The organism is Pleionea sediminis (assembly GCF_007570825.1).
GTDB classification, from domain to species: Bacteria; Pseudomonadota; Gammaproteobacteria; order Enterobacterales; family Kangiellaceae; genus Pleionea; species Pleionea sediminis.
Genome location: NZ_SUNB01000006.1, coordinates 210,293 through 221,012, shown reverse-complemented (window position 1 = coordinate 221,012; position 10,720 = coordinate 210,293). Strand labels below are relative to the sequence as shown.

Below are 10,720 nucleotides of genomic sequence, written 5' to 3'. Positions count from 1 at the left end.
GGTACCGTTTTCGGGACTGCTTTTGCCCTTGCTATCAAAGGGCTGCAGCGATGCCTTAAAATGAGTGGTACCGTTTTTGGGACTCGTCGAAATTTTATAACGTAAAAAATTAAATTTATAATTCGTGCGAACGCCTTTTCTTTTCACCACGGATATCAAACGGTGCTGCTCTAATTCAGCGATTCCCGCCATCACCGTTTTACGATTTAAACCGGAATACTCCGCAATGTGTGCCACTGATGGATTGCACTGCCCTGTCTCTTGATTATGACAATCGGCTAATTCACGTAACACCGAACGTTGCGCTGCGGTTAGCTCTAATAAACGCCCTACTTCTCGCGCCCAAAAGGTTGCTTTTGCACTCATGACGCCACCTATTTAGTTTTTTGTTTGTTTTGTTTTTTCTTTTGCGCTTGATAAAAATCGTACAATAACTCTTGCTCAGTTAAACTATGATCAAATAGCTCCAATAACTTTGGGAAATGCTTAGGGGGGATATAACCTTGTTTTTTCCAACGAGAGATCGTTTGTTGCTTATAGTTGTCACCAAGCAAATGGGCCAAGCTAACTTGTTTGGAGCCTGCGAGAGAGATGCATTTTTCCACAGAGTTCTTTACTTTTATTTTTAGGTGGACTTTCATAGGTGTATCAACTCTATTTAGGTGTATTTACTCCATATTAAGAGTATTTACTCATCAGATCAAGTTGATTGATACACCCTTTCTGTGTATATTCACCGTTTAAGTGTAATGACTCCTTTTCTTTATGATATCTCCGCACGACAGAGTTAGAAAAGCTCGTGAATATGCAGGCCTATCGCAAGGTGAACTAGCTGAGAAAGTTGGTATTTCTCAACAGCACATGTCTCGTATCGAGTCTAAAAAAGTAAAGCAATTTGATACAGCTCTGTTTGCAAAGGAATTGAAAGTCGCAGAAGAGTGGATAGCTTTTGGTAAAAACCCACCAAGCTGGATCAACTTCGCGACAGAGGGTGAATACAACCTAGAGGCAATTGAGAAAATTGCACACGCTATTCAAATCACCTTGGACGCCTTTGTAACAACTAATCCCAAAATTTCAGATTCTGCAAAATTAGAATTATTAGCAAATGCCCCAACTCTGACGATGGCAAAAGCTTTGAGAGTTTCTCTACTAGAAAATGTAAAAACTTCGGATGAGCTAAGAAAGCTAATTGACAGTGATACATAAAGATCACAACTCTTAAATAATTATCCTGGCAACTTATGAAATATGGATAAATTTCAGTCCATCATGATTTGAATATTCTAAACCTTAACTGATAGACATATTTTTATTCTTTAACCTTAGATAACTCCTCAGATTCCTTTTGCTCGTACTCAACACCACAGCTTTTATAATGGATATACATATCTTGAAGTATTCTCTGCTTCTCTCTTCCTACTGTATATAGATCAATTGCTGGATTTCTACCTTGATCTATAACATCCCCGAGCTCCATCACTAGCATGTGAGATTCGACATGTTGCTCATTAGAATCTTGGCGAGCTTTTAATTTAGAATATTTACTTCGTACTACGGCATGAAATAACATTAGACCCACCGCTATCACAACAGTCGTTATTATTATTGCTGCAATAATAAAGTCCACACTTTGCTCCTTTCCCCTAGACTCTTTTTATCTAATCACTCGATGTTTATTATCAACTTTCGAATTATAAGAATTAACAACTTTATTAATTCGCTTAAACAACTTATCGAGTGTATTTTTAAAGCTATCAGTCAATATCGCCGCAACAATTAAACAGTTAATTGTGGGAGTAATGTATAACATTGCTTGCATCATAAATGAGTTTGTCGAATTCCAATCAGCAAACTCAATAGCGTGAGCAGAAACATATAAAAAGCTTAAGATTAAAACATCCAAATCTCTTTTACATTCGCCACCAAGACCAATTTTTTTGTATTGGTTAGAAAAAATAATTTTCCCATAGATAAAGGCAAAAAATGGTAACTCAAGTACAACCCATGAAAGATTCCATGTCGTTTTACTTGAACCCAAATTGTAAATGAAGTCGTAAACGAGTAAACCTATTATATGATGAACTAAAACAGCGAAAGATAAAACCAGCAAAGGTCTATTCTTACGATTAATAAAAATCGCAATAACCATCGCTAGAATTAAAAAATCTTTAAAATAGGCAAGGACTTCAGAGGTCGTCATCGAGACGATCTCCAAAAAGATTTATTATCCTTCGCTCGAGTCGTGCTCCTCTTTATCTCCAACAGGTCCGTCGGGTGGACGATCGCCATTGCTTCCTCCTTCGAGTCTATACACTTCACAACTTGATTCCTGAGATTGACATTCATCTATGACAGCTTGTTGATCAGACTCGGGATCCGTTATCAACAAGAATAACCATAAGAACAAGTTCATATATCTTCCGCTCCAGTTTGTGGCCACAAAGTGAACGAAATCAATATTACCAATTTTCCAGTTCGGTTGGGAGCTTATATCAAACAAAGTTTGACATCAACACTTTTTAGGTGTATCTATAACACATATGGTGTATATACTCCTTTTTACACCTTTTTACTCATTTAAGATATGGTTAATAAAATACTAGTAGTTCTATCTTCGTGATAAATGAGACGTTAGTAATCATTAAACACACACATGAGAAGTTAGGCAACAGGAGTAGCCAACACTTATTTATGAAGCACGTGATTTTCACAACTTCACACCAAAATGGTGTAAGTGATTAACATTGATTTGCGATAACAAAACCCAAAATATCTCAATAAAAAATTCTAGGATGAGTAAATGTTGAAACAAATCATATATGACAAAAGTGGATTTAGAATACAGACGCATTTTTTTGGTTGGGTGAACAACAAAGATTGGACTGAACATTTGGAGCATTCTGTTTGTGATGAAATCTATCGACAAAATCCCCAAACAGGTGAGTTCGAATTGATCGACTTTAATGGCTTTAACATTCACTAAATTAACTTGAGATATTCATTAATTAACTTGGAATAAATGAAGATTTAATCCAGTCAAAAAAAATAGAACTAACCAATAGGTTTTAAATTATTTCCATTAAGGAGACAAAAAGTGAGCATTCAAACTATTCGTGATACCTACCCTATAGTTCCAGCCCGCTGGGTTAAGCCAGCTATGCTTCAACCTTTATTCGGTATAACAATTGATGCAGCTCGTAAAAAAAGAGAAAAAGGAATTTGGCTCGAGGGAAAGCACTTCAAAAAAGTGATTAGAGAAGGATACCTCTATAACTGGAAAGCAATCGAAGAAGACTACGATCGCTACTAGGGATTATCAGCATGACTAAATTACCAGCTGGAATTCAAAAACTACCGACAGGAATTCGCTTGCATGGAGACCAAATATTAATTGATTTTCAATACCAAGGCACTCGATGCAGAGAACCTTTATCCGGCATAGGAAAGATCAATAAATCTACTATCCAATATGCAGTGAATAAACGTAACTCAATCTTGGTCGAAATTAAGGAAGGCCGGTTTGACTATTCAAAACATTTTCCAAACTCGAAAAAAGATATTCAAATCACAGGATACAATGGACCTGAATTAAATCGCTCTGTTAGAAAAGCTGTTCATATTTGGTTAAATGTAAAAAAAGTAACCAAAGCAAAATCAACTTATCGGAATTATGTTCATAAATCAAAACATGTCGTCAATGAATGGGGTGATCGCCCCATAAGAAATATTACGAAAAGCGACATCCTATTATTCCAAGCAAAACTCCTTAAAAAACTCCAACCAAAAACCGTCAATGATATTTTTATAATTGTACGCGGCATTTGGAGTGATGCTTTTTACGATGACATTATTAAATCAAACTTGCCAGAGCGAATTGAAAATATACCCATTGAAAGCGACAACGAACCGGATCCATTCACTAATGACGAGCTCGAAAGAATTGCTGGTGCAAATACCCACCGAATCGAAGATGTAAACATGATTATGTTTAATTGCTGGACGGGTCTTTCAGTTAGTGAACTTGCAGCACTTGCATGGGAAGATGTTGATACAGTCAACTGGACAATCAAAATATCACGTGCGCGAGTCGAAGATCATTATAAAGTTCCTAAAGAAAAATCACGAGTAAGAACCATTGAGTTGATTGAACCAGCCAAATACTGGTTAAAAAAACAGCTCGAATACACTTATATGCTAGATCCAAATGAAATTTATGTTTTTCAAAGGGATAACGTTCGCAAAGAAAAACAAAATATCCGCTTTGTTTTCTTTAATCGTTACAACGATCTCCCCTACTCGCCCGCAAGCTTTGCACGCTGGTTTGAGTCGCATTTAAAAAAGGCGAAAGTTCGCCACCGAGGACCCAATCAATGTCGACATACTTTTGCTTCAAAAATGATCACAAACTACGTTCCCCTTGAATGGGTGGCGAGACAACTTGGTCATACGGATACCAGTATGATTAAAAAACACTACGGAAAAATAATTCCTGGTGACACACCCAGCATGGCAGGCATCGTTTCAAATTTACTAGGATTTAAAACGAACTCAGAGAATGCGAAAACACCCAGATTTGTCACAAATTTGTCACAGGAGGTAGAAAATAAAGCTGTTTCTCTTTTAAAACCAAGAACTTAATATGGCGGTGAGAGAGGGATTCGAACCCTCGATACGCTATTAACGTATACACGCTTTCCAGGCGTGCGCCTTCAACCACTCGGCCATCTCACCTTTCAATCTGGCAACATCTCTGAGTCACAACGACTCAAATATTAAACGAAGTTTGCGCCAAGATTTTGAGGGCCGTAACTATATTCAATTCGCTCTAAATTTACAATCGAAAAACGCCTTATTTCTCATATTTAATTGATTTTTATTTGGTTCTTGCTCGGCTTTAGCTAAACTGATAATGATAAAATTAAATTCTTCTATCAGATAATAAATACTCAGGACTACACTCGTGGATATAAAACTTTTACTACGACTGATGGCGGAACGTTCTGCTTCCGATTTGTTTTTCAGTACTGGCGCCCCCCCTCACATGAAGATTGAGGGTGTTTCAACGCCCATGGGCCAAGGCGCGCTTCCTCAGGGAGCAATAAAAGAAATTGCCTATGAGCTGATGGATGAACAGCAAATACGTGAATTTGAAGAGGAATGGGAGCTTAACTTTGCTATTTCAGTAGAAGATATCGGCCGGTTTCGTGTCAATGTCTTCATGCAACGCGGTGAAGTTGGCATGGTGATGCGCCATATCAAATCGGACATTCCCTCAATCGAAGATTTAAAACTCCCAAATCCTCTTAAAGAACTGGTCATGGGACGGAGTGGCCTTGTGCTTGTCTGTGGCCCGACCGGATCTGGTAAATCAACCTCTCTAGCCGCTATGATCGATCACCGTAATCGACGCGATACGAGTCACATTCTCACCATCGAAGATCCGATTGAGTTTTTACACCCACACAAGAGCTGCATCATCGACCAGCGGGAAATTGGAGTGGACACAAAAAACTATCACAACGCTCTTAAAAACGCGATGCGTGAAGCTCCAGACGTGATTCTCATTGGTGAAATTCGAGATCAAGAAGCGATGGAATACGCTCTCTCTTATGCTCAAACAGGTCACCTTTGCTTAGCAACAATACACGGAAATAATTCTAAACAGGTCTTAGAGCGAATTCGCAACCTATTCCCATCGGACATGCGCGCTAATGTTATGAAAGAACTCTCAAGCGTGCTAAATGGCATTGTTTCTCAGCGACTGGTAAAAAGCCGAACCGGCTCGCGCGTCGCGGCACATGAAATATTGATGAATGCCCCCGATATTGTGGAAATAATCCAAGAAGGTTCACTAGAATCTCTTAAAAAAGCCATCGAAAATCACCACTCCGAAGGTATGATGTCATTCGATCAATGCTTATTTAAACTTTATCGGCAAAAGGTTATTACACGAGAAGATGCCCTACACTTTGCTGAATCGAAAACCGATCTTAACCTTAAGATGCGTTTGGCAGAAAGTGGTAAAAAATCTGCAGCTCCAGCTCAGGGGCAAAAGAAAAAACCTGATGACGATGGACCGAGTTTTAAGACGAAATTATAAAACTCAATATCGACTGTTTAATAAAAAAGCCGCTTTAAAAGCGGCTTTTTTAGATCTCATTTAATCTAGTAATTATTTTGCTATTGGTTTTACAAACTTCAATGTCATCCGATCGCTTTCACCAATCGACAGATACTTTTCTTTGTCTTTTTCACCCAAACGTAATCTCGGAGGCAAAGTCCAAACACCTTTCGGGTGGTCAGCCGTATCCTTAGGATTTGCATTAATGTCAGAGCTTGCTGCCAATTCAAATCCAGCTTTTTCGGCCCATTTTATTACCCAACTTTCCAGCATATATCCAGAAGATGCTTGTTTTTCTGGGTCACTACCTTTTGGCAACCGATGCTCAACAACACCCAACACACCACCAGGTTTCAACGCTTTGTAAAAACCTTCAAAAGCCGCAGTTAAACCTTCTTCTCCACCGCGCATGTACCAATTGTGAACGTTCCGAAACGTTAACACCATGTCAGCTGTTCCAGGTTCTGCTATTTCAACTTTTCCAGGTGGAGCAAAAACGGACAGCTTTACATTGCCATACCGACTTTTCTCCGAAACAAAATTCTTTTTAAACTTCGCTAAACTGTCTGTGTAGTATTTTACATCAGACTCCGGATCGAAATTTCCAGCGATATATTGGCCTTTCTCTTTTAGTACTGGAGCAAGAATTTCCGTATACCAACCACCACCTGGCCATATTTCAACGACGGTCATGTCTGGTTTAAAACCAAAAAACTCAAGCGTTTCTTTTGGATTCCGATACTCATCACGCTGCTTATTTTCTTCAGAACGATGATCACCCTCAATCGCTTTATCAATCGGTCCAGAATAAACCAGAGACGATGAAACAACACCTAGTACAAGTAAAACTTTGCTTAGATTATTCATTTTATTTTTCCTTAAGCGAGCTTTTATGAATTAACAAACTCCACCATTTTTCTTAGTGGCACAAGTGCCTTCTCAGCAATGGCTGGATCAACTGAAACATCTACTCCTTTACGTTCGAAAATGCTTGATAGATTTTCCAACACGTTCATTTTCATCCAGGGGCAATGCGCACAACTTCGACAAGTTGCTCCCTCTCCTGCCGTTGGCGCAATGATAAGTTCTTTGTCAGGCGCAGCTTGCTGCATCTTGTAAAAAATACCTTTATCCGTCGCAATAATAAGCTTCTGTTGCTCAAGTTCTCGAGCAGCTTTAATTAATTGAGAGGTTGAACCAACAACATCAGCCAGTTGGATCACAGAGTCGGGAGATTCAGGATGAACTAAAACAGCCGCATCAGGATGCAAAGCAATGGTTTGCTCAAGAGCTTTAAATTTAAATTCATCATGCACGATACAGTGGCCTTGCCAAAGAAGCATGTCAGCACCTGTTTTGTTTTTAATATATTGCCCCAAATGACGGTCAGGCGCCCAAATCAGTTTTTCACCCTGTTTATCGAGATGCTCTACAACATCAACAGCAATGGAACTGGTAATCACCCAGTCAGCCCGAGCCTTAACAGCAGCCGAAGTATTGGCATACACAACGACGGTACGATCGGGATATTGATCGCAAAATTCAGAAAACTCTTTTGCTGGACAGCCTAAGTCAAGCGAACAAGTCGCCTCCAACGTCGGCATAATAACTCGTTTTTCAGGGCTTAATATTTTGGCTGTTTCACCCATAAACTTTACACCCGCAATGATCAACGTTTGCGCATCGTGACGCGCTCCAAACTTTGCCATTTCAAGAGAGTCTCCGACAAATCCACCTGTTTCTTCAGCTAACGCCTGAATTTCAGGGTCCGTATAATAATGCGCTATTAAAACCGCATTGTGTGCTTTTAGAGCATCAATTATCTTGGTTCGATACTTGAGTTTATCCGCTTCAGCTACGGGCTTAGGGGGGACGGGTAAAGGTACATCTATTTCAAATTTGGGTAAAACAACACTCATCAACGATTATCCCAATCACAGTTCAATCCGAGTATTATACCTTTCTCACTGGTAGAGTTTAAACCCAATAAAAAACCCCGCTTTTTGCGGGGTTGTGTGGCTGCCTGAGCCACTATAGTCACACCGAGTGTGATGAAATGAAATCTATTTGAAAACTGCTTCAGAAACGAATGTTATTGTATAGCCCTTGAACAACGTCTGTTCTTGCTTCACGCCAACCGCCTAACCACTCCTCTTTTGCTTTGAGAGTCCCGTATGGACAATCTTCTCTGGTTTTACCTCCTATGCCTGCTTGATATCCGCGAGAATGAGCTCTTTCAAGACGATTACGCTTTTGTCTTTTCATAGATAGGCTTCCCCTTTTTTGTCGGTGGTAAATTGAACCCATAACAACCGCTTAGGTTCGAATGGTGCGGATGCAAGGGTCAATTCTCGATTAGTAGGCTCGTTCATTCCCATTAATCTTGGAGGCTTGACGTTCCTTACATCCACATATGTTATGAACCTAGAGGTTATTGACCAACAGTTCCAATAAAAATTCGCTATAAAAGTTTTATAAGTCACACGGAACATGTCTATTCACTATTGGTTTAGTGCTTTTCACTAGATCTTTAAATTTATAATTATCAATTATTTAATTCAAATAACTTTTAAAAATATCTTGTTTATTCAAACATTCTAATCTTTGACCTATTTTAGCAACCACCAACCCCCAAATAGTTATATTTTCTAGTATTTCAACAACCTACAAAGCACAAATTTATTTATAACCATAAGTATTCTCATTATTGGGCATCTTTTGCATTCGAGATGATTTTTTTCGCGACGCACCAAGCACAGAATCGACTAGAACGTTTAAAGAGTGTTCAATACCACTGGTCTAGCCAGTTAGGTTTTGAACTCACCAACCCTTACGTTAACGTAAAGGTTATGGCACAATAATTTTATGAACGAAATCGTTGAAGAAAAAACATACAGCATCAGTGAGTTGGCGAAAGAATTCGACACCACCACTCGTGCTATTCGCCATTACGAAGAGTACGGGTTAATTCAACCCAAACGTCAGGGTACTTATCGAGTTTACTCGCACAAAAATAGAACTCGTCTGCAATTGATCCTTCGCGGCAAGCGAATTGGCTTTTCTCTCGCTGAGATAAAAGAAATTATTGATTTGTACCAATTCCCTCATGGCGAAGAAAAGCAAACTGAATTTCTATTAAATAAAATTGAGTTGCGTCGACAACAATTGAAACAACAATTGCACGATATCCATTCAATGATGAAAGAAATTGATGATCTCGAACAACGAATTACACAACAAAAAAAATCAAGCACATCGAACACAAGTACTTAGTACATAGAGTCGAAAGTTACGACAGTTTTAGTTTTAGAGGATAAAAACCATGTTCCCAAGTTTAAATTACGATCTGGGCGAAACAGCAGATATGCTCCGCGAAACCGTTAAAAGTTTCTGCGACAAACACATCGCTCCGATTGCCGAAAAAGTTGACCAGGAAAACGCTTTTCCAAATGAGCTCTGGCCAAAATTTGGTGCGCTTGGTCTCCTTGGCTTAACCGTCGAAGAAGAATATGGTGGTTCCGGCATGGGATACCTCGAGCACGTTGTGGCCATGGAAGAGATTTCCCGCGCATCAGCTTCTATCGGTTTATCTTACGGCGCACATTCCAATCTTTGCGTTAACCAACTTCGTAAAAACGGAACTCACGAGCAAAAACTAAAATACTTGCCCAAACTCTGCTCAGGAGAATTCATCGGTGCACTCGCCATGAGCGAGCCGAATGCAGGCTCCGATGTTGTTAGTATGCGACTAAAAGCAGAAGACAAAGGCGATCATTTTTTGCTTAACGGTAATAAAATGTGGATCACCAACGGACCCGATGCTGACGTCTTAATCGTTTACGCCAAAACGGATCCCGAGGGCGGCTCTAAGGGAATTACTGCTTTTATCATCGAGAAAGATTTCCCTGGTTTCTCAACGGCTCAGAAACTCGACAAGTTAGGGATGCGAGGCTCAAATACCTGTGAGCTCGTTTTTGAAGATTGTAAAGTGCCAAAAGAAAATATTCTGGGCGAACTTAACAAAGGCGTTCGTGTTTTAATGAGCGGACTCGACTTTGAACGCCTTGTTCTATCCGCTGGACCAATCGGAATTATGCAGTCGTGTATGGACGTGGTCGTTCCTTACATTCATGAACGCAAACAATTCGGCCAAGCCATTGGTGAATTTCAATTAGTACAAGGTAAAGTCGCCGACATGTATACCACGCTCAATGCTTCAAAAGCTTACGTTTATACCGTTGCGAAAGCTTGCGACCGAGGTGAAACAACCCGTAAAGATGCGGCTGGCGTTATTCTATACACTGCGGAAAAAGCAACACAAATGGCATTAGATGCTATCCAATTACTCGGCGGTAATGGTTATATCAACGAATACCCTACTGGTCGCCTTTTACGTGATGCAAAACTGTACGAAATTGGTGCCGGAACCTCAGAAATTCGCCGGATGTTAATCGGACGCGAGCTGTTTAACGAAACCGCTTAAAAACTTGAGATAAAAGTGAAACATCCGATTTGATGCATTGCAAAATATTGCTATGTTCAAATGGCAGTATTAATCACTATAACGAATCACGTCGTTTAATCGACGGACAACTG

General features: G+C 39.6%; 15 protein-coding genes and 1 tRNA gene. 7 read left to right on the top strand and 9 right to left on the bottom strand.

Annotated elements, in window-relative coordinates; genetic code table 11:
- Both FAX86_RS18970 and FAX86_RS18965 read right to left on the bottom strand, forming a co-directional pair.
- Positions 1–366, bottom strand: a 366-nt coding sequence (locus FAX86_RS18970; RefSeq protein ID WP_144395057.1) for a helix-turn-helix domain-containing protein, incomplete at its 3' end; no start/stop codon positions are given.
- A gap of 8 nt (positions 367–374) precedes the next feature.
- The gene (locus tag FAX86_RS18965) at positions 375–641 is read right to left on the bottom strand and encodes a helix-turn-helix domain-containing protein (RefSeq protein ID WP_144395056.1); all 267 of its coding nucleotides are present in this window, start codon (positions 639–641) and stop codon (positions 375–377) included.
- 124 nt (positions 642–765) lie between these two features.
- On the opposite strand from FAX86_RS18965, the gene FAX86_RS18960 reads away from it, so the two are divergent.
- Complete coding sequence (locus FAX86_RS18960; protein WP_144395055.1) at positions 766–1,209, top strand: helix-turn-helix domain-containing protein; 444 nt, start codon at positions 766–768, stop codon at positions 1,207–1,209.
- Between the two features lie 103 nt (positions 1,210–1,312).
- Here FAX86_RS18960 and FAX86_RS18955 read toward each other — a convergent pair whose 3' ends face one another.
- The 3 genes from FAX86_RS18955 to FAX86_RS18945 are packed head-to-tail and all read right to left on the bottom strand — an operon-like array spanning position 1,313 to position 2,416.
- Positions 1,313–1,630 (bottom strand): hypothetical protein, encoded by a 318-nt coding sequence (locus FAX86_RS18955; RefSeq protein ID WP_144395054.1) that lies wholly within the window; start codon positions 1,628–1,630, stop codon positions 1,313–1,315.
- 27 nt (positions 1,631–1,657) lie between these two features.
- Positions 1,658–2,203 carry a hypothetical protein gene (locus FAX86_RS18950; protein WP_144395053.1) on the bottom strand — a complete coding sequence of 182 codons (546 nt, stop codon included), beginning with the start codon at positions 2,201–2,203 and terminating at the stop codon, positions 1,658–1,660.
- Positions 2,204–2,227: 24 nt separating this feature from the next.
- Positions 2,228–2,416, bottom strand: coding sequence for a hypothetical protein (locus FAX86_RS18945; RefSeq protein WP_144395052.1), 189 nt, complete (start codon positions 2,414–2,416; stop codon positions 2,228–2,230).
- 387 nt (positions 2,417–2,803) lie between these two features.
- Here FAX86_RS18945 and FAX86_RS18940 point away from each other — a divergent pair, with 387 nt between their 5' ends.
- From FAX86_RS18940 to FAX86_RS18930, 3 genes are all read left to right on the top strand, one after another.
- Positions 2,804–2,986 carry a hypothetical protein gene (locus FAX86_RS18940; RefSeq protein ID WP_144395051.1) on the top strand — a complete coding sequence of 61 codons (183 nt, stop codon included), beginning with the start codon at positions 2,804–2,806 and terminating at the stop codon, positions 2,984–2,986.
- Positions 2,987–3,097: 111 nt separating this feature from the next.
- Positions 3,098–3,313 carry an excisionase family protein gene (xisR, locus tag FAX86_RS18935; protein WP_205859257.1) on the top strand — a complete coding sequence of 72 codons (216 nt, stop codon included), beginning with the start codon at positions 3,098–3,100 and terminating at the stop codon, positions 3,311–3,313.
- A gap of 11 nt (positions 3,314–3,324) precedes the next feature.
- Positions 3,325–4,641 carry a tyrosine-type recombinase/integrase gene (locus tag FAX86_RS18930; protein ID WP_144395050.1) on the top strand — a complete coding sequence of 439 codons (1,317 nt, stop codon included), beginning with the start codon at positions 3,325–3,327 and terminating at the stop codon, positions 4,639–4,641.
- A 2-nt stretch (positions 4,642–4,643) separates the two neighbouring features.
- On the opposite strand, the gene FAX86_RS18925 is transcribed toward FAX86_RS18930, so the two are convergent.
- Positions 4,644–4,734 (bottom strand) — tRNA-Ser (locus FAX86_RS18925).
- A gap of 229 nt (positions 4,735–4,963) precedes the next feature.
- Here FAX86_RS18925 and FAX86_RS18920 point away from each other — a divergent pair.
- A complete protein-coding gene (locus FAX86_RS18920; protein ID WP_144395049.1) occupies positions 4,964–6,103 on the top strand; it encodes a PilT/PilU family type 4a pilus ATPase in 1,140 nt (379 codons plus the stop codon).
- 72 nt (positions 6,104–6,175) lie between these two features.
- On the opposite strand, the gene FAX86_RS18915 is transcribed toward FAX86_RS18920, so the two are convergent.
- The 3 genes from FAX86_RS18915 to rmf all read right to left on the bottom strand — a co-directional run bounded on the left by FAX86_RS18915 (position 6,176) and on the right by rmf (position 8,389).
- On the bottom strand, positions 6,176–6,991 hold the full coding sequence (locus tag FAX86_RS18915) for a class I SAM-dependent methyltransferase (RefSeq protein ID WP_144395048.1): 816 nt from the start codon (positions 6,989–6,991) through the stop codon (positions 6,176–6,178).
- Between the two features lie 23 nt (positions 6,992–7,014).
- On the bottom strand, positions 7,015–8,043 hold the full coding sequence (gene nadA, locus FAX86_RS18910; RefSeq protein WP_144395047.1) for a quinolinate synthase NadA: 1,029 nt from the start codon (positions 8,041–8,043) through the stop codon (positions 7,015–7,017).
- A gap of 160 nt (positions 8,044–8,203) precedes the next feature.
- Positions 8,204–8,389 carry a ribosome modulation factor gene (rmf, locus tag FAX86_RS18905; RefSeq protein WP_144395046.1) on the bottom strand — a complete coding sequence of 62 codons (186 nt, stop codon included), beginning with the start codon at positions 8,387–8,389 and terminating at the stop codon, positions 8,204–8,206.
- A 600-nt stretch (positions 8,390–8,989) separates the two neighbouring features.
- Between rmf and FAX86_RS18900 the strand changes: the two genes are divergently transcribed.
- Both FAX86_RS18900 and FAX86_RS18895 read left to right on the top strand, forming a co-directional pair.
- Positions 8,990–9,397, top strand: a complete 408-nt coding sequence (locus FAX86_RS18900; RefSeq protein WP_144395045.1) for a MerR family transcriptional regulator — start codon at positions 8,990–8,992, stop codon at positions 9,395–9,397.
- Positions 9,398–9,446: 49 nt separating this feature from the next.
- Positions 9,447–10,607, top strand: a complete 1,161-nt coding sequence (locus FAX86_RS18895) for an isovaleryl-CoA dehydrogenase (RefSeq protein ID WP_144395044.1) — start codon at positions 9,447–9,449, stop codon at positions 10,605–10,607.
- The last annotated feature ends 113 nt before the right edge of the window (positions 10,608–10,720 follow it).

What these genes read in the sequence shown, in the direction of transcription:
- FAX86_RS18965 (WP_144395056.1), bottom strand. Translation starts at nt 641, where the DNA reads ATGAAAGTCCACCTAAAAATAAAAGTAAAGAACTCTGTGGAAAAATGC.
- FAX86_RS18960 (WP_144395055.1), top strand. Translation starts at nt 766, where the DNA reads ATGATATCTCCGCACGACAGAGTTAGAAAAGCTCGTGAATATGCAGGC.
- FAX86_RS18950 (WP_144395053.1), bottom strand. Translation starts at nt 2,203, where the DNA reads ATGACGACCTCTGAAGTCCTTGCCTATTTTAAAGATTTTTTAATTCTA.
- FAX86_RS18945 (WP_144395052.1), bottom strand. Translation starts at nt 2,416, where the DNA reads ATGAACTTGTTCTTATGGTTATTCTTGTTGATAACGGATCCCGAGTCT.
- FAX86_RS18940 (WP_144395051.1), top strand. Translation starts at nt 2,804, where the DNA reads ATGTTGAAACAAATCATATATGACAAAAGTGGATTTAGAATACAGACG.
- FAX86_RS18930 (WP_144395050.1), top strand. Translation starts at nt 3,325, where the DNA reads ATGACTAAATTACCAGCTGGAATTCAAAAACTACCGACAGGAATTCGC.
- FAX86_RS18915 (WP_144395048.1), bottom strand. Translation starts at nt 6,991, where the DNA reads ATGAATAATCTAAGCAAAGTTTTACTTGTACTAGGTGTTGTTTCATCG.
- nadA (WP_144395047.1), bottom strand. Translation starts at nt 8,043, where the DNA reads ATGAGTGTTGTTTTACCCAAATTTGAAATAGATGTACCTTTACCCGTC.
- rmf (WP_144395046.1), bottom strand. Translation starts at nt 8,389, where the DNA reads ATGAAAAGACAAAAGCGTAATCGTCTTGAAAGAGCTCATTCTCGCGGA.
- FAX86_RS18900 (WP_144395045.1), top strand. Translation starts at nt 8,990, where the DNA reads ATGAACGAAATCGTTGAAGAAAAAACATACAGCATCAGTGAGTTGGCG.
- FAX86_RS18895 (WP_144395044.1), top strand. Translation starts at nt 9,447, where the DNA reads ATGTTCCCAAGTTTAAATTACGATCTGGGCGAAACAGCAGATATGCTC.